We start from the raw sequence: 20,764 nt of genomic DNA on the forward strand, positions 1-20,764 counted from the left end.
GTCTGGGGCGGCGCCGATGGTCACCGGTGGTTCAGGACCGCCCGGAGGGCAGGGGGTCGATGTCCTGGGAACACGGACGATGCCGGGTTCATTCCTTCGCGCCCTTCTCGCCGGTGTGGGCACGAGAAGGCTCCTGGGGTTCAGCCCGCGTTGTTGGAGTCGCTGACGACCCGTGCCAGGTTGCCGATCGCCGTCGCCGCCGACTGCTTGCCCTCAAGCGTGAGACGCAGCTGACCCTCGATGACGGGCCGCAGGTCGAGCCAGGCGCCGCTGCCCCCGAGCATGACACCGGCATGGTCGATGTTGGCCAGGCCTGCGTTGGCGATGCGGTTGGAGGCGATCTCGCTCGTCACGAGCAGGCCAGTGCGCGAGGGGATCGCCGGGATCATGGCAGCGGTCGTCGACAGCGGCTGGTCCTCGAGTGCGTGGTGCAGGAACTGGAAGGCCACGTCCTGGTACTGGCTCTGGCGTGCGACGCTCAGCACCGTGCCGGTCTTGAGAACCGATGGGCTTCCGCCGGCCTCGTCGGGAGGCATGGGGAAGAAGGCCGTGTGCGCCTCGTCGCCGAGGCCCTCGCGGTTCAGCTCGTCCCAGATGCCGACGCCCATGGGTGCCATGACCGCCTTGCCCTGGGTGATGAGGCGCGGCTTGCCGGTGCCGGGGATGTCCGACAGGCTTGCCGTGCCGTCGTTGATGAGTTCGGCCAGGAAGTTGAGCGCTGCCGCGCCGGTGCCGTCGTTGAAACTCAGGGTGCCGTCCTCGGTGAACAGCGTGCCGCCGTAGGCGCCGACGAGATTGGCCCAGGTACGTACCAGGCCGGGACCGAACGGGTCGAAACCGCTGATGCCGTCGCCGGTGAGTTCCCGGGCCATCTCCCGCAGCGCGTCGAGCGTGGCGGGGGGTTCGGTGATGCCGGCCTTGGTGAGCAGGTCGATGCGGTAGCCGATGACCTGGAGGTCCATCGTGTAGGGCACGCCGTAGAGCGTGTCTTCGATGCGGCAGCCACTGAGGAAGCGTTCATCGACGTTGAGGTCGGTGAGGAGGTCGTCGGGCACGGCCTCGAGCGCGTTGTGGCGTCGCATGGAGTGCAGCCAGCCGTATTCGGGCAGGACGACATCGGCCAGCGTGCCGCCGGTGAGGGCGGTGATGATCTTGTCGGGCAGCTTGTCGCTCGTCGTGTAGGTGGTGGCCATCTGGTAGTTGCTGGAGCCGAAGAAACCGGTGAGAACGTTGTTGGCGTAACGGTCCTGCAACTCGGGAGTGCCGAGCAGCGCCGAGAGCATCGACAAAGTGCCCGATCCTGAGTTCTTGGCGTCATGCCAGTCGCTGGTGGGACTGACGCAGTCACTCGGGCTGCTGGTCGGGGCGGGTTCGTCCTCGGCGCCGCCGCAGGCGGTGAGAGCGGATGCGGCCAGGGTTGCGCCGGTGATCCTCAGCAGGTCTCTGCGTCGCAGCCGCACGGTGTCTCCTTGTGCCCGGGGGATCTTCCAGCGGGACGGAAGCGTCCCAGCACAGACTCTACCGGCAGAGCCTCTCTGATTCCCTATTGGAGTATCTAGTTCCTACTCAATAAATGAGGATAGAAGGTGAGGGTGGTCATGGCGGAGTATCTAAGATTCTAGTTTTATTCATAGAATTCCAGATATTGAGTCATCCGAGTGCGACTCAGTGACTCAGTTCCTCGGACCGCAGATGGTCGAAGCGGTTGATCCAGTGGATCACTGTCTCACCAGCTCCCTCGTAGGGCTCGGGCGCCGGCAGGTCGGTCTCCAGGTAGGTGGTGGCCGTGTTCATCATCGCGATCCACGGGTCGGGCACGCCACACACGCCGGCGGCGCTCATCGAGGCGCGCAGCAGGTACTGGATGATCCACTCGTGGCAGATGAGGCCGATGACGCGGCTGTCGTCTCGGAAACGGCGCTCCAGCTCGGCGAAGAGCGCGAAACCGCGGTCCTGGGCCTGGGCCGGGGCCTCGACGAACTCGCCCTTGTCGTACCAGCCATCGTCGCCGATATCGCTGGGCACGACGACGCGGGGGTTCACCTCGCGCAGCCTGCTGGCACCTGCGCCGCGCACCGCGATCGGCGCGCCCGGCATGCCGCCGTAGAGGCCTCCCACCTCGTAGGCATCGGTGACCAGCTCGACCGGCACGTCGAGTTCCTCGCTGACCGGCACGGAGGTCTGGACGGCGCGCACCATCGGTGAGCACAACAGCACCTGGGGACGGGGCAACCGTCCGTCGGCGAAGGCCTGGGCCAGCCGGCCGGCCTGGACACGACCCAGATCCGTGAGCAGAGGGTCGGCACTGCGTCCCTCGAAGGCGTACCCGGCTGCCGTGAGCACATTGTTGGACGACTGACCATGACGGATCAGGAGGAGTTTCACACGCGAAGTCTATTCAGCTGGGCCGGTTCGTCCAGGGCAGAGCGATGGCCGTGGGTGCTCCCGCTCAGGAGCCGTCGCCGGCACGGTCCAGAAGGCCACATGGCGCGTTGCGGGGCCGGGCGGTGCCGGAGCGCTAGCTTCGTGCCGTGATCTCACTGATGCCGCCCTGCCAGCCGCCCTCGACCTGCGGCAGGCTCGTGAGATAGACGAGGACGTAGCGCGTGTTCAACTCCTCTCCGAGGTCGACGTCGGTCAGAGCCCCCGCCTCGTAGTCGGCGGTGACCGTCGTCCAGTCGTTCACCGTCTCGTGCGATGGGTTCCCGGCGTCCGAGGGAACCATGATCTGCACGCCGGTGGGTTCACCGACGAATGTGATCTCCAGGTGGCGCAGAGGCATCACCTCGCCCAGGTCGAGCATGAGCCCCGAACCCGGCTTGAGTCCGCTGAAGGCCGCTGAGCCGGTGTACAGATCGGTGTACCAGGCGGTGCCCGGGTCCGAGTCCGCCACCAGGGCGGCCTCGTCGGCGTGCTCGGTTCCTTCGCCGCCGTCGGCGACCGGGTCGAACGAGACGGCCGTGAAGGACACGGGACTCGGGGCGGATCCGGCGTCGGCGGACGCTCCGGCTGCGGCGCGGCGTTCCTTGTTGTCATTGTGCAGGGCGGAGTGAATCATGCCGGGTAGCGCGATGACGAGCATGAGCGCGATGAACAGCGGTGCGAGCCAGCGCAGCAGGCGGTACAGGCGCGTCGTGGACCAGGGATCGACGTGCTTGTGGTCCTTGGCCGCTGCGGCGGCCCGGTCTCTCCTCTCGTCGCTGATGCGGGCGGCGGTTTCCGCGCGCTCGGCCAGCAGGGCCTCACGCTGCTCGGCGGCTTCCCGGGTGATGCGCTGCACCTCGGCCTGCTCGACCAGGGCGTCACTGACGAGTGGTTCCTGCATGGGCTCGGCCAGGGCGTGGACGCGTGGTGTCATACCGGTACCGGACATGCCGCCGCGTCCGGCCAGTGCGCGCACGCGGTGTTCCAGGTCGCCGTCGGGGTCGGCCGCGCCGATGGCGCGGTTCATGGCCCGGACGATCTGGTCGACGCTACGGATCTGGTTGGTCCCGGCACGCGGGGTGAGGATCGAGACGCACACGGCGTCAAGCGCGGACGGCACCTTCGCGTTGACGGTGATCGGGGGGACCCAGCGGGGCGTGTTCGAGACCTCCGGGGAGGTCATCGGTGCGGCGACGAGGCCGAACTCCTTGGTCTGAGGGCGTCCTGCCGGTACCGGCCAGCGTTGAGTCAGGCAGGCGTACAGGATCTTGCCGAGAGCACGGACGTCCTCGGCCTCCTGCAGCGCGGGCTCCCGGTACGGCCCCTCGTCCTCGCCGGACAGCGCGGCGTCGACGAGGAAACCGACGACCTTCACGTTGCCGTTGGGCGTGATGATGAGGCTCTCAGGGGTCAGGCGGCGGTGGAAGATACCGCGGGCGTGCATCGGTGACAGCGCGTCGGCGATCTCGCGGACGATGAAGGCCGACTCGACGCCGCTGAGCGGTCCGTACGAGAGCAGCTCGCGCAGGCGCATGCCGGGGCTGTCCTCGCAGACGATGAAGGGGACGGGTTCGTCGAGCGCGTCGAGGACGCGCAGGAAGCGTGAATCGGTGGCCACGGAGGCGCGCCGCGCAGCCGAGAGCACCTTGGGCGTCGTCACGGCCTCCGGGTCGAGGACGTGGAGGATGACCGGGCGGGAGAGCATCTCGTCGAGGCCCCGCCAGGTGGTGGCGAAACCGATCGCGTCCAGTCTGTCGTCCAGGCGGTAGCGGTTGGCGAGCACGTCACCCTTGCTGGGCCTTGGCTCCTGCGCTCGCTCCATGTCATTCCTCGCTGCCGGGTCGGCTGGACAAGGTCAAGTGTGCCCTCTGAAGCGCCCAAGCCCCGACTGGCCCGCCGGGGTGGGGGTCAAGTTTCACCACCTGCGGCGTCCTCGCGGGGCTTGGGCGTCCGTTCACGGCGCACCTGCCTGACCCGCAGGGCGGTCGCGGCCATCAGGACGATGCCCGAGGCGATGATGATCACCCAGGCGACCCGTCCCGAACTGTTGGCCGTGACGACGAACTCGCTGCGCGGTCCCAGTTCGGTGGATCGTTCGCCGGTGGTCATGACGACAGCACGCATCTGCACGTTGCCGTTGCCCGTCGCGGTCGGGGTGATGCGCACGGTGACCGAGTCACCGGCACCGATCTCGAGTTCCTCGGTGTCCGCGATCGAGATGCGCCCCGGATTGTCCGACTCGAAGTGAATGCGCACCCTGACCGGTATGTCCATGGTGTTGGTGACCGAGACGGGCAGGGAGCTGTCGTCGGCCGGGATGACGAGGCGTTCACTGATGTGGACGCTCACCTCCCCCGAGGCCAGGGCCGATGTGATTGGCGACAGGGCCTGCTGGATGTACGCGGTGGCCTCGTCATCGCTGGGGAAAGCAGAACTCCAGGCGGCCAGCACCAGCGCTTCGTCGTCGATCCCGGTGCTGCGGCCGGTCAGCTCCTCGTAGACCCCGATATCGCCGCGCACATCGTGCTCGGCGCTGCCGCGGTCGCCCGACGCGCTCGGCAGGGAGTCACGGGGCTGGACAGCGACCGGCTGCTGGGAGGCCACGAGTTCCTTGACGGTCAGCCTGGTGCGTCCGCTGGCCGAGGCCAGCTCGGCGCGGGCGGCATCGGTCGTGGTGACGACGTCGACCGCAGGCGAATCCGACAGCGAGTAGACGAGCTGTTCCGCCTGCAGACGAGCGGCGCGCTGGGCGTCGGAGTTCGTGGCGGCGCCAGGGATCCCTGTGGCGATGGTTGCGTGGGTGGCCAGCATCGTCAGGCCATCCACCTGGTAGAGCTCTCCGTCGGGATCGAGATCGGCGGAGAGGACGATCTGCGGGCTGACCCGCTCGAGCGCCTCGACCATCGCCTGTGAGGTGGACGAGCCGTCCGTGACGACGGCCAGGCCCAGCTCTGACAGCGGGGTTCCGGCGGGGGCGGTGGCGGCGGAGTCGACGAGTTCGCCACGGCCCGCGGCCATTGCGGCGGTGACGTCGAGGCTGCCGTACAGGGTGCGGTAGCTGCGCCCGTTGCCGGCGATGCGTTTGAGGCGTTCGAGGAACGCGGCGGCCGCGGCCTGGCCGGTCCCGTCGGTCGTCGACCCGGGGCCGGTGCGCACCTGGTAACCGGCTGACATGGCGGTCAGTTCGTCCCACAGGAGCGGGTCGATGAGGGCGTTGACGTCGCTGCTCTCGGCCAGCTCGGCGATGAGGGCGAGCCGGCCGCCCTCGGCGATCTCCTCGGCCAGGTGGTCATCGGTGAACACGGCCTTCTTCTGCTTGCCATCGGTCGTGGCGGGCACGAGCGATGGCGCACTGGACAGTTCGGCGACCGTCGTCGCCCGGTAGCCGTCCCTTCCCGGGTAGCCGATGACGGCGCTCGTGAAGGTGATGAGGGTCCCGTCGGCGTCGACGAGCATCACGCCGACGAGATAGGCGCTGGAGGGGCTCGCCAGGCCGAGCGACTCGGGTCCGTTGAACGGGGCCTTCAGGGCGTAGGGCCTGGATGCCCCGGCGGCCAGGCCGGTGACCTGTGTGGAGGCGTCGTCGTTCCGCACGGGCAGGGTGTTCGTCACGTCCTGGTCGCCGTCCAGCGTGTTGTAGAAGGCGTCGCCATTGGTGATGGGCCCGCGGGTGCTCCACAGCCGCAGGCTCGCACCGGTGATCGGTGCGGAGCCCGTGTTCGTGAGCGATCCGGTGATCGTCAGCTCGCCGGAGTCCGAGACGACTATCGGGTTGATGCTGGTGATCGTGATGGCCGCGCTCTCATCGTCGGCCGCGGCAGGGGCGGTGCCCAGGCCGAGCAGGCCCGGGACGAGGGCGAGCAGCGTCACCAGCGCGACCAGCCAGGCAGGCCGGGTGCGACGGGTCGGCACGGCTGCCTCTCGCGGGTCCGGACTCACCCACCCATCGTAGGTGGTGCACTTGTGAGGACGCTTCACGTCCGCCACCAATGGCTGCGTGGCGTCCCGCCGGGGTGGGTTGCGGCGCGGTGGCCGGGTCACTGCATCGAGCCCGGCTTGAGGGCTCCTCTGCCGAGGGTTGCGCGGTCGAAGATGGCCAGGGCGGTTGAGGCGGCGATGAACAGGGCGATTGCGGTGTAGGCGCTCATGAGGGCGGTCGCCCAGCCTCGTGTGACGAGTGAGTAGAAGATGGCCGTGGTGATTGCGTTGCCGATGGCGGTGGCGATGCGTTCGACGGTGGATTTGACGCCTCCGGCGACGCCGCCCTTGGCTGGTGGGATCTCGACCATGGACAGGGTCTGGTTGCAGCCGGTCATGCAGCCGTTGCCGAAGCCGATGAGCGACAGCGGCAGGATGAGCCACCAGAAACTGATGTGCTGACCGATGACGACGTGCGCAGTGGCTGCGGTGAGGACGACGCCGACCGTCATGCAGGACAGGCCGACGATGATGATGTTGCGGCCCTTCGCGAGCACGACGCGGCCAGTCAGGATCGAGGTGGCCGCCGAGATCACTGCGTTCGGGAAACCCAGCAGACCGGTGGCCAGGGCCGAGGCGCCCATGCCGTTCTGGATGAACAGGGCGACCAGGACGAACACCGAGGTGCCGCCGAGGAACTGCATGCCGCTGATCGCGGTGGCGTGGGTGAACGAGCGATGCCGGAAGATCGCCAGGTCGACCATGGGCTGGTGGCCGCGGGCCTTGTAGGCGCGTTCCCAGCGCAGCCAGGCGACGAGCAGGATGGCGGCCAGGGCCAGCAGCGCGAATGATGGGCCGGTTTTGAGGATGAACGGGAGCATGATGCACAGCACCGCGGCGGCGAGCAGGGTGATGGCGATCGGGTCGAGGTCGAGGTGGTTGTCCTGGGCCTGGCCCTCGCGCCGGGCCCGGCGGCGCCGGCGCTCGGTCTCGAACGGGAACCAGACCAGGGCCAGGACGACACCGACCAGACCCAGCGGGAAGTTCCAGATGAAGGAGGCCCGCCAGCCGATGTCGGGCCCGACCATGCGGATGATGAGGCCGGTGAGCAGCGGGCCGGCGGTCACCGATGCCGAGATGACCAGGCCGAAGATGCTGAACGCCTTCGCCCGGGCCTGACCCCTGAAGTGCTGCTGAATCATGCCGATCGTCTGCGGGTTGTAGACGCCGGCGCCGAAGCCCTGGACGAGGCGGGCGATGTTGAGCAGCTGGGGGCTGTTGGCCAGACCGCAGGCCAGCGAGCCGAGACTGAAGACGGCGACACCGATGATCCAGACCGTGCCGCGGCCGAGCAGATCGCCGATGCGGCCCGCGGCGACGAGGACCATGCCGAAGACGAGGGCGTAGCCCGAGAGCATCCACTGCATCGAGGCGTCCGAGGCCCCGATCGCCCGCTCGATCGTCGGCAGAGCGACGTTGATCGAGGAGATCGCCATGAGTGCCATGGCGAGCGGGATCATCAGGGTCAGGAGGACCTTGACGCGGTTGAAGACCCTGGCGGATCCCTCGATGCGGATGAGATTGTTCTCAGAGCTGAGACGACTCACGGGTTCCTTCGTTTCAGATAGTCAAACGGACGGCTCGGCTGGTGCTGCCGATGCCCATGCCCTGAACGGCAGTGTAAGTGCTTGCCGCGGCCCCGCGAGCCAGGCGCCCCGAGCGTGACCTCAACGTCCTGACCGGGTTCCCGCCTCGCCGGCGGGACGGGTCGCTGCCGAACCGCTGGTCGGACCCTCCCGATGCCCGCCCCATGCCCTGGGGACAGGCAGCCGGCGGGCAGCTCAGTGCGGCTGGTCCTGCCACCACGCCCGGAGCTCGGCCGTGGCGCGCTCGGCGCCCAGCGGCCCCTCGTCCATGCGCAGGGCGAGCAGGTGCTTGTAGGCCTTGCCGACCTCCGGTCCCGGGCCGATGCCGAGGATCTCCATGATCTGGTTGCCGTCCAGGTCGGGGCGGATCGCCTCGAGTTCCTCCTGGGCGCTCAGCTCGTCGATCCGGGCCTCCAGCTCGTCGTAGGCGCGGCGCAGCGCCTCGGCCTTGCGCCGGTTGCGTGTGGTGCAGTCACTGCGGGTGAGGATGTGCAGGTGCTCGAGCTGGTCGCCGGCGTCGCGCACATAGCGGCGCACCGCCGAGTCGGTCCAGGACTGCTCCCCGTAGCCGTGGAAGCGCAGGTGCTGCTCGATGAGCTGACTGACCGCCTCGACGACGTTCTTCGGGTAGTGCAGGGCCCGCAGGCGCTTGCGGGCGAGTTTGGCGCCGACGACGTCGTGGTGGTGGAAGGTGACCTTGCCGCCGTCCAGGCCGCGCGTGGCGGGCTTGCCGATGTCGTGCAGCAGCGCGGCCAGCCGGATGACCAGATCGGGCTCGTGATCGGGGTTGGGCCGGCCGTTCTTGTAGTCGCGGGCCTTCTCCAGGGCGATCGCCTGGTCGAGGACGGTCAGGGAGTGCTCGTAGACGTCCTTGTGGCGGAAGTGCTCGTCGCGTTCCAGCCGCATCGCGGGCAGCTCGGGCAGGATGACGTCGGCGAGCCCGGAGCCGACGAGCAGGTTCAGGCCCGGTCGGGGGGTGTCGGACAGCAGCAGCTTGCTCAGCTCGTCGCGCACCCGTTCGGCCGAGACGATCGAGATGCGCTCGTGCATGCTGGTCATCGCGTTGAAGGTGGCGGGCTCGACGCTGAAACCGAGCTGGGCGGCGAAGCGGGCGGCGCGCATCATGCGCAGCGGGTCGTCGCTGAAACTGACCTGCGGCGGGCTCGGCGTGCGGAGCACCTTGCGGGCAAGGTCCTTCAGGCCGCCGTGCGGGTCGACGAATGCCCTGCCCGCGACGTCGATGGCCATCGCGTTGACGGTGAAGTCGCGTCGCACCAGGTCGTCGGTGATGTTGTCCCCGAAGGCGACGACGGGTTTGCGGGACTCGGGGGAGTAGGCGTCGGCGCGGAAGGTGGTGACCTCGACGGCCCACTCGCGCCCATCCGACTTCCTGGCGGCGCCGATCGTGCCGAACTGCTTGCCGACCGTCCAGACGGTGCGGCTGAACGAGCGCAGCAGTTCCTCGGTGCGGTCAGGGCCGGCCGAGGTCGTGAAGTCGAGGTCGTGCCCCAGGCGATCGAGCAGCGCGTCGCGTACCGAACCGCCGACCAGGTAGATCTCCTCGCCGGCCTCGGCAAAGAGCCGGCCGAGTTCACCGATCAGCGGTGTGGCCTCCAGCAACTCGGCAACGGCGCTGGCCTGGACCTGGGACAGGGCGGCGGTGGAGTCGGACACGTCGGTCCAGTCTAGTCGGGGTCGTACGAAACACGCAGGCCGAGTCAGTCCCCGACCTTCGGCAACTGGTGGGTCGTGTCGGCGGAGAGCACCTGGGCTGCCGGGGTCTTCTGATCGTGCTCGCCGGAGGGCTCCTGGGTGCCGGGCTTGCGCAACCTGCGGCGCCGGCGGCCGGCCTGCTTGGTGATCACCGTGGGGTCCATGGCGATGGTCTCCTCGGCGGCCATGTTGTGGCCGGTGTCGCTGGCCGAGACCCATCGCACATTGCGGCCCGCCGAGTCCTCGAGCCATTCGCGGGCCGTGATCTGCTGGCCGGGAGCCTGCGGCTCCGGGACGGGAGCGGGCGCCTGCCCGCCGGCCTCGGTGGGATCCGGCGCGTCGGCGTCGGGCCTGGCGCCTCGGCCCGTTCCGGCGGCCTGCTCCGCCAGACGGTCGCGGGCGGCCTTGCTGAGCGGGTGACGCTTCTGCCCGGACTGGGCAGACGTGATGTCCTCGTTCTTCTTCGACGGCACCGCGAGGATGGTCCTGCGGGGGGTGTGCATGCCGGCCCGGCGCAGGGCGGCCAGGATGCGGCTGCGGATCTCACGTTCGACGCTCCACTGCTTGTCGGCAGGGCAGCTGATGAGGATCTGGTAGATGGCGGCGTTCTCGTCCAGTGAGCTCAGGCCGAGCACGTTCGGCGCCTCGAGCATCTGGTTGTGCCAGTCGGGCTCGGCGTCCATGCGCGCGCAGGTGCGGCGCAGCAGCTTGATGACGGCCCCCGGGTTCTCGTCGACGCTGACCGGGATGTCGATCGTCGACTTCGAGAAGCCCTGCGAGATGTTGCCGACCGTCGTGATCTCGCCGTTGCGCAGGTACCAGACCTGACCGTTGATGTCCTGCACCTCGGTGATGCGGAAGCCGACCGCACGCACGGTGCCCTTGATGTCGTCGATCCGGACGATGTCGCCGACCCCGTACTGGTCCTCCATGATCATGCAGATGCCGTTGAAGAAGTCCTTGACCAGGCTCTGCGCCCCGAAGGCGACCGCGATGCCGACGACGCCGGCGGAAGCTATCGCAGGCATCACGTTGATGTTGATCGAGTTGAGCACCGTCAGTACGACGACGGCGATGAGGATCAGGTCGGTGATCGACTTCAGTACCGTGCCGAGCGTCTTGGCGCGCTGGGTGGCGCGGTTCGTGTTGATCCCGGTGGTCGTGATGTCATGGCCGGCACGCTCTGCCTGGCGTTGACCGGCGTGCTTGATGAACTGGTCGATGAGACGGCGCACCACGAAACGCGTCACGACCGCAACGGCGATGGTGACGACGATCTCGATGAGTGTGTTCGGCCAGACGAACTCGATGTTCAATGGCAGCACGCGTGCCCTCCTGGACTTGCTCGTCGGTGCTGAGGGGCACTCAGCACGCTGTCTCCCATTGTGGCGCGCTCTGCTGCGGACCGGCTGTGCCATCCCCAGGACTGGGGATGAGCCCGGGGCCGTCTGCGCCCCTGGCCAGTGGCCGGCCTCGGCCCGGCGACGAGTGGTCCTCGAACGGCTCGTGGCCGCCGCCGGCCGGGGCGCCCAGGAGCCGGCCCTGCGTCGGACCCCGCTCCGCGTGCAGGACGGGCATCAGGTGATGCTGCAGCCGGCGCGCGCACCGTTCGGTTCGATCTGGCTGAGCTCGGCATCGTCGAAATCGAGCGTGCCGAGCACGGCGAGGTTCTCGTTCAGCTGGCCGAGACTGCGGACACCCATGACCGCGGTCGTCACCCGCTCGTCGTAGAGCACCCAGGCGAGGACGAGCTGGGCGACGGTCTGCCCGCGCCGGCGTGCCAGTTCCTCGAGGCTGATGATGCGCAGCATGTTCCGGTGGGTCAGCCAGGCCCGCGGGAAGCTGTCGTTGGCAGCCGCCCTGGAGCGCTCGGGTATCGCGCCGCCACGGTAGGTGTGCGTGAGCAGTCCCTGGAAGAGGGGGCTTCCTGCGGCGAATCCCATCTCGTGGTCCTCGCACTCGTCGATGACCGAGGTCCTGTACTCGCCGGAGCGTGCACCGCCCTCGGCACGCCGGTCGAACAACGAGTAGCCGTGCTGGGCGATGCTGAGCGGCGTGCCCGTGGCGCGTGCCACGTCGGCGATCAGCCTGGTCTGTTCCGCGGTGGCGCCCGAGACGCCGACCGAGCGGGCCCTGCCGGTCTGGACCGCGGCGTCGAGCGCCGCCACCACGTGCTCGGCAGGCGTGTCACCGGGGCAGTGGGCGTACAGGACGTCCACGTGGTCGGTGCCGAGGCGCCCGAGCGAGGCGTCCAGGCCGGCGGCGAACTCGTCCCCGGTGCCGTGCGCCTTGGTGGCGATGGTCAGCTCGTCCCGGCGTCCGGCGAACTCGGTGGCCAGCAGCGAACCGACGAACTCCTCGGCGGCCCCGGCGGGCGGGCCGTACTCGGGGGCGAGGTCGAGATGGGTGACGCCCGCATCGAAGGCCGCCAGGACGATTTCGCGACGCTCGTCGTGCTGCGCACGGTCGCCGAAGTTCTGCCACATGCCCAGTGAGAGAACAGGAAGCATCGGCCCGTACCGGCCGGCCGTGCGGTACTGCATCCGTGCGTGAGCGTCGTCAGCCATGGATGTCATTGTGACACTGCGGTCGGGAGGACGCCGTCAGCATCCCGGCCCGCGAGGATCGACAAGTATCAATATTTCTAGTAAATAAACTAGATATATCTAGAGTTAAGTACAGGTGAGTGCCCGGCTGTTGGCGTGGCCGCTGCGGTTTCTCCTGGTCTGCCGGCCCGGCCCAGTGACCAGGTGCGTCATTGTGGACCGCGCGAAGCCTGCTGGCTGGTGGCTTTCTTGCGTAGGGTTGTACTCATCGGCGCCACGTATGACGTCGGCTCCAACGTCGGAGCCAGATCAACCAGCATGGAGGTCGACAATGAACACGCAACAGCAAGAACGCATGGGAAGCGGCAAGGGCTTCATCGCGGCACTCGACCAGTCGGGTGGTTCCACCCCAAGGGCACTGCGGCTCTACGGCATCGGCGAGGACGCCTGGAGCACCGAAGAGGAGATGTTCGACCTCGTCCACCAGATGCGTACGCGCATCATGACGAGCCCCTCGTTCACCAGTGAGCACATCCTCGCCGCGATCCTGTTCGAGCGCACCATGGAGAACTCTGTCGAGTCCCTGCCGACAGCCCAGTACCTGTGGGAGCGCAAGGGCATCGTGCCGATCCTCAAGGTGGACAAGGGCCTGCTCGAGGAGGCGGACGGCGTCCGGCTCATGAAACCGATGCCGGCCCTCGACGAATTGCTCGACCGGGCGGTGGCCAACGGCATCTTCGGCACGAAGATGCGCTCGGTGATCGCCGGTTGCAACGAGGCCGGTATCAAGGCCATCGTCGCCCAGCAGTACGAGATCGCCCAGCAGATCCTCGCCAAGGGGCTGGTGCCCATCATCGAACCGGAGACCGACATCCACGCCGAGGATCGCGAGGCGGCCGAGGAGATCCTGCACGCAGAGTTGAAGGCCCACCTCGATGATCTGCCAGAGGGGCAGCAGGTGATGTTCAAGCTGACCATCCCGGTCAGGGACAACCTCTACGCCGACCTCATCGCCGACCCGCGCGTCCTGCGCGTCGTCGCCCTGTCGGGTGGCTTCACCCGGCAGGAGGCCTGCGAGCGCCTGGCACGCAACACCGGCATGAGTGCCAGTTTCTCCCGGGCGCTGACCGAGGGCCTGTCGGTGAACGACACGCAGGAGGAGTTCGACGCGAAACTCAGGGCGTCGATCGAGGAGATCGCTGCCGCCTCGGCGACGTGACCGGGCCGAACGCACACCGATGATCAACGCACGGCGGTGAGGGGGCTGGTTCGGCCCCCTCACCGCCGTTCTCCTCCCCGGGGCGGTCTTCCCCCGGTACCCGGTTGCTGGCCGCCGCAGCGGTCGCTTCACGAACACCGGGCGGTCAAGTCCGGGGCCGGGGCGCCCGGGACAGGGGCAGCGAGCCCCTGCACGCCGTCCGAGCTGGTGAGGGGCAGTCTGTGGGCAACTGACGGGCAGCGGCCGCCGCGGCCACACTCCCCGGTGTGCACGAGCAGTTGGAGCAGATCCTCGCCGCCCGCGGCGTGATCGAGCGTCGCGCCTGGCCCGGGCTGCGCGGGGCGATCGGCGGCGCACTGGGCCGCGGCGAGCTGGAGCGGGTACTCCCCGGCTGCTATGTGGAGGCCGGCGCCTCAGCCGACTGGCGAAGACGGGCCCTGGCGGCCTGCACGCACTTCGATGACGCAGTCATCAGCGGTGAGGCCGCTGCCGCCCTGGTCTTCTGGCCCCGGTGCCCCGTCACCGTCGTCGAGGTCACTCGCGCGAACGCGGTCAGCAACACACCCGGCTTCAGATGGCATCGGTCGTCGATTCCTCCCCAGTGGGTGATGACCGTGGGCAGGCTGCGGGTGACCCGTCCCGCGTGGACCGCTGTCGATCTGTGCGCCCGACTCGGCGGGCAGGTCCTCGACGAGGCGCTGCGCACCGGTGTCGGGCTCGGCGACCTCTGGTCGGCCTTCCACGACCTCGGCCCTCGGCCCGGGGCCGCTGCTCGCAGGGCGCTGCTCACCGACTCCCGCGACGAGCCCTGGAGCGAGGGCGAACGGCTGCTGCACAGATTGTTGCGGTCCGCCGGCCTCACCGGCTGGCGAACCAATGTGGCGGTGTGTGGTTTCCGCCTCGACGTCGCCTGGATCCGGTTCAAGGTCGCCGTCGAGGTGGACGGTTACGAGTTCCACTCCGGAAGGGAGACCTTCGAGTCCGACCGGTTGCGTGACCAGCAGTTGCAGGCTCAGGGCTGGGCCGTCGCGCGGGTCACCTGGCGTCAACTCGACGAGAATCCCGAGAACGTGGTCGCCACGGTGCGTCGCATCCTCCGGCGCCGCGGCTGGGCATGCCGAAACTGACGCAATGTGGCCGATTCAGCCCGTTTCGGACCGAGAACCGCCACATCTTGTCGGGAAAAGCATGCCTGCGTCGTGATCCCTCGGGGGGACGCCGGGTCTGCCCAGCGGGCGCAGGCCCAGGTCAGGCCAGCGCGCTCAGTTTCTGCCAGCTCTCCCAGTCGTAGGTCCAGCAGCCGATACCGTCGCTCGGTTCGAAGGCCAGCTGCGTACCGCCGGGAGTGGTGCCGTTGTAGATGACGGGGTCACCGATGTGGGTGACCGTCATGAGCCACGCGGCGTCGTCCGGGCTGAGATTCGTACAGCCGTGACTGGTGGCCGTGACGCCCTGTGAGCCGACTGACCAGCTGGCCGAGTGCAGGAACTCGCCACTCCAGGTGATGCGCTGGCAGTTGGGCACCTCGAGTTTGTAGCCATCGGCAGAGTCCGCCGGTACGCCGTAGGTGGACGAATCCATCGTGAACATGTCGTACTTCTGCATGATCACCTTGGTGCCGGTGTAGGTCTCGTGCCCCACGCGGCCGGTGCTCACCGGGCAGGTGCGCAGCAGTGAATCGTCCTGGTAGACGTCCATCTTCTGCGTCCCGAGGTCGCAGACCAGTTCGACCTTGTTGCCGGCGATGCTGATCGAGTAGTCGGTGTCGTCGGCGAGGTACTGCCAGCCGCTGACCTTGACACCGGCGAAGGCCAGGTGGACGTCGACCCGGGTTCCCGGGGTCCAGTACTCCTTCGGCCGCCACATGAGGATGCGGTTCTCGACCCAGCCCCACGAGCCCGGCTGCTCGGGGGTGACGGTGACGTGGGCCTGTTTCTCGATGGCGGCACGGCGCTCGGCATCCTCGATCGTGTCGGAGAACTGGACGTAGACCGGCATTGCCACGCCGAGATCGCCATAGGTGTAGGCGGGCTCGTAGACGAGCGTGTCCACGTAGGCGGTGGTGATCTTCTGGGTGAGGGTCTTCTCCTGGTTCTGCAGGCTCATGACGTCCACCGAGACCGTGTACTCGGTCTCGGGCCAGAAGGTGCGGTCCGGGGTCCAGGTCTCGCCGTCGAGTGTGCCGGTGTAGGTGTCCCCGTTCGGCCCGGTGGCCTTCACCGCGATTGCGGTGCCGTTGGTGACGGTGACGGTGAGCGTGTCATCGGGCAGGACGGCGTCGGTGCCGTGTGCGCTGGTGATGGTGACGCTGGGGGACTCGGTGCTCGTCGGAGAGCTGGTGGCGTCCGAATTGTCGGACGGGTCCTCGGGGTCGGCGGCGCACGCCGCAAGGCCGACGATGGCGCCTGCGCTGGCCGCTGCTGCTGCAATGATTCCGCGACGGGTGAGGCGCGGGTCGGTGTGCTCAATGGTGGGCATCCGGGCTCCGAATCGACGACGTGCTCGCGTCCACCCGCCATGATGGTGGGGTGGGCACCATGGGTGCAGGACAATCCAAACGCACCGTCAATGATGATAACCCGCTGGTGTGTCAAAAATGATGTGTGCCTGCCTTGCTTAATTCAACGTTCAGCCAGATGGCTGAATCGCCGCGGGCACGGGGCGGTCTTTTCAGTAAAAAATCAGCATTTTTAAAGGATCTGAGTGGCTTCTCACACCGTTCCCGGTGCGCTCGACGGCACGGGGAGCGGGCGGGACACCCAACGCTGCCCCGCCGGTTCGGTGCGTGCTGCCCCTGAGGTGAGCGAGGCGATCCTGCGGACCGTCTCCTCGACCGTCCCGGCCGGGCAGGCGATGCGCACCGCCGGGCTCGACGGGTCGTCCCAGTTGGTCTCCAGCACGTCCAGGCCGCTGGTGCGCAGCACGGCCTCGAACCGGCCCGCGTCGGACGGCGGCAGGTGCGCATCGAGCAGGCTGCGGCGCTCGTGCAGGAGCATCGGGGCCAGCTGCAATGCCTGCGAGACGACCCCGCCGTAGGCGCGTGCCAGGCCGCCGGCGCCGAGCTTGATGCCGCCGAAGTATCGCACGACGGCAGCAAGGACGTTCGACAGGTCGGCCTGCCCGGTGGTGGTGACGTGGTGGGACAACGCCTGCATGATCGGCACCCCGGCCGTGCCGGCGGGTTCCCCGTCGTCGCTGGAGTGCGCGCTGTCGCGCCCGGCTCCGAGCAGATAGGCGCTGCAGCAGTGCCGGGCGTCATGGAACTCACGGCGCAGCTCACTCAGTTGATCCCGGGCCTGAGCGTCGTCCACGACCGGCAGGATGCAGGCGATGAACCGCGAACGCTTGATCTCGACCTCGTGCCGACTGGGGCCGGTCGGGGAGACGTAGCGGTCGGCAGGCATGAGCCCATCTTGCCATCGGCAGGTATCGACTCATGGGGCAGTGCATGGTTAGCGTGAGGACATGAACGAAATGACCCCTCTTCTCACCGAGCGGTGGAGCCCGCGGGGTTTCGACCCCACCCACGTGGTGTCCGCCGAACAGATCGATCGCATGCTCGAGGCAGCCCGCTGGGCGCCATCGGCCATGAACCGTCAGCCCTGGGCCTTCGTCGTGGGGCGCCGGGGTGAACCCGTCTACGAGCGTCTTGAGAAACTGGCCACGGGTGCCTCGGACTGGGCGTTGGGCGCCTCGGCGCTCCTCCTGACCGCCTACCGCAGTGCGGGCAACGATCCCGACTACGCGCTGTACGACCTGGGTGGTGCGGTGGCCCATATGAGCGTCCAGGCCGAGGCGATGGGACTGCACGTGCGCCAGTTCGCCAGCTATGACCACGAGGGTGCGCGCACCGAGTTCGGCATCGGCCAGGACTGGACGCCCGTCACCATGCTCGCCGTGGGCATCGCGGCGTCTGGGCTGAGCCCTGCCGGACGAGAACGCAAGGATATCTCCGAACTCACGCCCTGGCAGTGAGCCGGACCACCCCGGCAGGCCTTCCCGAGGTGGCGTGATCTCGCTGCCAGACCCCGGGACGCTGACTGGTGCGGCACCGGGTTCGTCACGAGCTGATCGCTCCTGCCGTGGGCAGCGGTGTGACGGGCCACCCGGCCCGTCACACCGCTGGTCCAGGACCCTCAGATGTTGTACTGGTACAGGCCGTAACTGGTCATGATGTTGATCACCTTCTGCGCGTAGTTCGGATCCGTCGCGTAACCGGCCGAGGCGACTTGGCGGATGAACTCATCCGGGTTCTTGGTGTGGTTGAAGGCGTTCCGGTAGCGGCTGTTGTGCGTCAGGAAGTAGCCGTGATCCAGGAACGAGTCGGTCGGCGAGCTGTAGGTGCGGAAACTGCTCGACAGGATCTGGTAGCTCGAGTTGACGTACTCGCCACTGTTCATGTTGACGCAACCGGCCTGGTAGGGGCTCGATGTGCTGCACTTGATGCCGAAGTAGTTGTTGTACCGGCTCGACAGGGTACTCCCGCCCCACCCCGACTCGAGGATCGACTGGCCCAGCGCCACCGAGACCGGGACGCCGTACTGCTGCGACTCGGCGATGGCGGCCGGCAGCGCCGCCTGCAGATAACTCTTCTGGGCCGAGGTCAAGCCGGAACCATTCACGGTGATCACCTTCGTCGCATTGGTCGACGCGGTCCAGTAGATCGCGCCGCCCTGGAATCGCTGATAGACGCCGGACTCAGTGGCCAGTTCGTCACTCGTCGGGTAGCCGAGCGGCCCGTTCTCGTAGCCGGTGGCGGCCCAGGCGGAGCGGATGGCGCCGATGCTGATGTGGGCTCCGGTGGTGGGTGTCCAGAGGATGGCTCCGCCCTGGTATTTCTGGTAGCAGCCGCCGTCCTTGATGGTGCAGATCTCGTCGGTGGTGGGGTAGCCGAGTGTGCCGTTTTCGTAGCGGTATTCGGCCCATTTGGTGCGGATGGCGCCGATGCTGATGTGGGCTCCGGTTGCGTTGCTCCAGAGGATGGCTCCGCCTTGGAATTTCTGGTAGCAGCCGCCGTCCTTGATGGTGCAGATCTCGTCGGTGGTGGGGTAGCCGAGGCGTCCTCGTTCGTAGTCGTATTCGGCCCATTTGGTGCGGATGGCGCCGACGCTGATATGAGCCCCCGTCGTACTGCTCCAGATGATGGCTCCGCCCTGGAAGAGCTGGTAGACGCCTGATCCGGTGGCCAGTTCGTCGGTGGTGGGGTAGCCGAGTTGTCCTCGTTCGTAGTCGTATTCGGCCCATTTGGTGCGGATGGCGCCGATGCTGATGTGGGCTCCGGTTGCGTTGCTCCAGAGGATGGCTCCGCCCTGGTATTTCTGGTAGCAGCCGCCGTCCTTGATACCGCAGATCTCGTCGGTGGTGGGGTAGCCGAGTTGTCCTCGTTCGTAGTCGTATTCGGCCCATTTGGTGCGGATGGCGCCGATGCTGATGTGGGCTCCGGTTGCGTTGCTCCAGAGGATGGCTCCGCCTTGGAATTTCTGGTAGCAGCCGCCGTCCTTGATGCCGCAGATCTCGGGTCCGGTGGGGACCCCGAGGGTACCGTGCTCATATCCCAACGCAGCGTACTTGTCACCGATGCCGTTGGCGACGGTGAAGATCGTGCCATCGGTAGCAGCGTAGATCGAACCTCGTGCGAAGTTCGTCTGCCGCCCGCCCGAGACACCATGCTCCATCTCGTAGACGACGCCATACCTGCCACCGGCACCGCCATTGGCCTGCCAGGTGTCATAGATGGTGGAGTAGGTCTTGCCCTGCACCCGTGATGCGACCGCATTGCGGATCTCGGACATGCGACGGGTCACGTTCGTGCCGGGGCACTCGGTACTCATGACGTCGCCGTGGCGGAAGATGACGTTGATCCGCTTGCCGCCGAGCGTGACGGTGCCGAGCGGGTTGAGGTAGTTGTTGGCGATCTTCCAGGCGATGAGGTCCTCCAGGGAGTTCAGCATGGCGTTCGAGGGCTGCGCCGTGTTGGAGTTCATCATGAGGCTGACACCGACGGTCTGCCAGTTCCAGGTGCTGGCATGGGCGCCGTGGACGGGGAAAGTGGGACCGCCTCCCTTGCCCTCGAAGATCTGGCCGTACTGGTCGACGAGGAAGTTGTAGCCGATGTCGCACCAGCCCAGCGTCACCTCGTGGTAGTACTGGATGCCACGCACGATTGACGCCGACTGGCCGGACGAGTAGTTGTTGCTTCCGGCGGTGTGGTGCACTGCGACGGCCTTGATCGTGTCGGAGTTCGCCTCGCAACCATCCTGGGCCATGGCGCCCCATCGGCTGCGGGTGATCATGTTCGGCTGCGGCACGAAGCCGCTCGTCGCCAAGACGGTGCCCGTGGTGGTCTCGCCGTTCACCGCTGCGGCGGCCGAGGCCGCGCTCGGGTCGGAGCTCTGGGCCGGGGTGTCGATGAGCACGGCCCGCATGCCCTCGGCCCGGGCGCCGACGGCGCCGGTCGCCTGCACCTCGACGGCGGTGGAGTCCTCGACGTAGATGACGCCGGTGGCCTTCTGCTCGGTCTCCTCCTGGTCCGGAGTGACCTCGTACCACTCGCTCCAGCCGTCGGCCGTCAGGGTGCGGATGTGCAGGCCGAGGTCATCGCCGCTCAGGATGTCCCATGTCACGCCGACCATGGAGAAACCGCCGGCGCTGTCTGTCTGGATGTCCTCCAGGACAGTGGTGCCGTCATCGGAGGTGGGGGCACCGGCGGGGATCGGCGGCGTGGACGAGGGCTGGGGCGATCCGTCACCGGGCTCAGCCGATTCGTCGGCGGCTGCGGTTGAGCCGCCCTGCTCCGGCTCGGCGCTCGGCACAGGAGTCTCGTCCGCTCCGGTGCCCTCACGCGGTGCCTCGGAGGGGGTGCTCGGATCGTTGTCCGGGTCCTTGACGGTGAACTCGTCGGACGGGTTCTCGACGGTCGTCGAGGTGACGAGTCCCGCGCTGTTCGTCTCGGTGACGACGGCCTCGGCCGTCTCGACGTTCTCGAGCGGTTCCGAACCCTCCGTCGGAGTCTCCCCGGCCCGGCCGGAGACGTCCTCGGTGGTCTCGGTCTGGTCGGTGGCGCCGTCCTGGGGCTGAGCCTGTGCGCTGTTCTGGTCTGAGGGGGATGCTGTGGGGTCGGCCTGTGCCAGCGGCGAGACCACCATCATCATGGCCGCCAGCATTGCGAGAGACAGTGCCCACCCGTGCCGCAGAGTTGTCCTGCCCGACATGGAACTCCTTGTTCGTGCTTCGTGGGAAGTTCGCCCTGCCGGGGGTGAGACCGGGCCACGGTAGTTTCAGACAACTTTCAACCTGTC

14 protein-coding genes are annotated in these 20,764 nt (G+C 67.7%); 3 read left to right on the plus strand and 11 right to left on the minus strand.

Going from position 1 to position 20,764, the window contains the following annotated elements; genetic code table 11:
- Positions 1 to 140: 140 nt before the first annotated feature.
- The 8 genes from D9T14_RS08660 to D9T14_RS08695 form a co-directional block, all read right to left on the minus strand.
- Positions 141 to 1,460 carry an ABC transporter substrate-binding protein gene (locus tag D9T14_RS08660; protein ID WP_119161950.1) on the minus strand — a complete coding sequence of 440 codons (1,320 nt, stop codon included), beginning with the start codon at positions 1,458 to 1,460 and terminating at the stop codon, positions 141 to 143.
- A 205-nt stretch (positions 1,461 to 1,665) separates the two neighbouring features.
- Positions 1,666 to 2,385 carry a histidine phosphatase family protein gene (locus D9T14_RS08665; protein ID WP_119161949.1) on the minus strand — a complete coding sequence of 240 codons (720 nt, stop codon included), beginning with the start codon at positions 2,383 to 2,385 and terminating at the stop codon, positions 1,666 to 1,668.
- 133 nt (positions 2,386 to 2,518) lie between these two features.
- A complete protein-coding gene (locus tag D9T14_RS08670) occupies positions 2,519 to 4,246 on the minus strand; it encodes a protein kinase family protein (protein WP_126464140.1) in 1,728 nt (575 codons plus the stop codon).
- A gap of 86 nt (positions 4,247 to 4,332) precedes the next feature.
- On the minus strand, positions 4,333 to 6,363 hold the full coding sequence (locus D9T14_RS08675; RefSeq protein WP_126464139.1) for a DUF6049 family protein: 2,031 nt from the start codon (positions 6,361 to 6,363) through the stop codon (positions 4,333 to 4,335).
- Between the two features lie 98 nt (positions 6,364 to 6,461).
- A complete protein-coding gene (locus D9T14_RS08680; RefSeq protein ID WP_232012410.1) occupies positions 6,462 to 7,949 on the minus strand; it encodes an MFS transporter in 1,488 nt (495 codons plus the stop codon).
- Positions 7,950 to 8,183: 234 nt separating this feature from the next.
- Positions 8,184 to 9,662 (minus strand): CCA tRNA nucleotidyltransferase, encoded by a 1,479-nt coding sequence (locus D9T14_RS08685; protein WP_374955790.1) that lies wholly within the window; start codon positions 9,660 to 9,662, stop codon positions 8,184 to 8,186.
- Between the two features lie 44 nt (positions 9,663 to 9,706).
- Positions 9,707 to 11,026 carry a mechanosensitive ion channel family protein gene (locus tag D9T14_RS14230; protein ID WP_232012408.1) on the minus strand — a complete coding sequence of 440 codons (1,320 nt, stop codon included), beginning with the start codon at positions 11,024 to 11,026 and terminating at the stop codon, positions 9,707 to 9,709.
- Positions 11,027 to 11,278: 252 nt separating this feature from the next.
- Entirely contained in the window at positions 11,279 to 12,268 is a 990-nt protein-coding gene (locus D9T14_RS08695; RefSeq protein WP_170175620.1) for an aldo/keto reductase, read from the minus strand.
- A gap of 259 nt (positions 12,269 to 12,527) precedes the next feature.
- On the opposite strand from D9T14_RS08695, the gene D9T14_RS08700 reads away from it, so the two are divergent.
- Both D9T14_RS08700 and D9T14_RS08705 read left to right on the plus strand, forming a co-directional pair.
- The gene (locus tag D9T14_RS08700; protein ID WP_445648498.1) at positions 12,528 to 13,466 is read left to right on the plus strand and encodes a fructose bisphosphate aldolase; all 939 of its coding nucleotides are present in this window, start codon (positions 12,528 to 12,530) and stop codon (positions 13,464 to 13,466) included.
- 266 nt (positions 13,467 to 13,732) lie between these two features.
- Positions 13,733 to 14,593, plus strand: a complete 861-nt coding sequence (locus tag D9T14_RS08705; RefSeq protein WP_121592110.1) for a PDDEXK-like endonuclease domain-containing protein — start codon at positions 13,733 to 13,735, stop codon at positions 14,591 to 14,593.
- 121 nt (positions 14,594 to 14,714) lie between these two features.
- Here the strand turns inward: D9T14_RS08705 and D9T14_RS08710 are convergent, their stop codons facing one another.
- Both D9T14_RS08710 and D9T14_RS08715 read right to left on the minus strand, forming a co-directional pair.
- Complete coding sequence (locus tag D9T14_RS08710) at positions 14,715 to 15,944, minus strand: L,D-transpeptidase (protein ID WP_119161942.1); 1,230 nt, start codon at positions 15,942 to 15,944, stop codon at positions 14,715 to 14,717.
- A gap of 233 nt (positions 15,945 to 16,177) precedes the next feature.
- Positions 16,178 to 16,870 carry an IMPACT family protein gene (locus tag D9T14_RS08715; protein WP_119161941.1) on the minus strand — a complete coding sequence of 231 codons (693 nt, stop codon included), beginning with the start codon at positions 16,868 to 16,870 and terminating at the stop codon, positions 16,178 to 16,180.
- 61 nt (positions 16,871 to 16,931) lie between these two features.
- Here D9T14_RS08715 and D9T14_RS08720 point away from each other — a divergent pair, with 61 nt between their 5' ends.
- On the plus strand, positions 16,932 to 17,441 hold the full coding sequence (locus tag D9T14_RS08720; RefSeq protein ID WP_119161940.1) for a nitroreductase family protein: 510 nt from the start codon (positions 16,932 to 16,934) through the stop codon (positions 17,439 to 17,441).
- A 161-nt stretch (positions 17,442 to 17,602) separates the two neighbouring features.
- On the opposite strand, the gene D9T14_RS08725 is transcribed toward D9T14_RS08720, so the two are convergent.
- Positions 17,603 to 20,617, minus strand: a complete 3,015-nt coding sequence (locus D9T14_RS08725) for a glucosaminidase domain-containing protein (protein ID WP_126464138.1) — start codon at positions 20,615 to 20,617, stop codon at positions 17,603 to 17,605.
- Between the last annotated feature and the right edge of the window lie 147 nt (positions 20,618 to 20,764).

Source organism: Propionibacterium australiense (assembly GCF_003666605.1).
Lineage (GTDB): Bacteria > Actinomycetota > Actinomycetes > Propionibacteriales > Propionibacteriaceae > Propionibacterium > Propionibacterium australiense.

Bases quoted from the DNA above. Each gene is read 5' to 3' on its own strand.
- D9T14_RS08670 (WP_126464140.1), bottom strand. From the start codon at position 4,246: ATGGAGCGAGCGCAGGAGCCAAGGCCCAGCAAGGGTGACGTGCTCGCC.
- D9T14_RS08695 (WP_170175620.1), bottom strand. From the start codon at position 12,268: ATGGCTGACGACGCTCACGCACGGATGCAGTACCGCACGGCCGGCCGG.
- D9T14_RS08700 (WP_445648498.1), top strand. From the start codon at position 12,528: ATGACGTCGGCTCCAACGTCGGAGCCAGATCAACCAGCATGGAGGTCG.
- D9T14_RS08710 (WP_119161942.1), bottom strand. From the start codon at position 15,944: ATGCCCACCATTGAGCACACCGACCCGCGCCTCACCCGTCGCGGAATC.
- D9T14_RS08715 (WP_119161941.1), bottom strand. From the start codon at position 16,870: ATGCCTGCCGACCGCTACGTCTCCCCGACCGGCCCCAGTCGGCACGAG.
- D9T14_RS08720 (WP_119161940.1), top strand. From the start codon at position 16,932: ATGAACGAAATGACCCCTCTTCTCACCGAGCGGTGGAGCCCGCGGGGT.
- D9T14_RS08725 (WP_126464138.1), bottom strand. From the start codon at position 20,617: ATGATGATGGTGGTCTCGCCGCTGGCACAGGCCGACCCCACAGCATCC.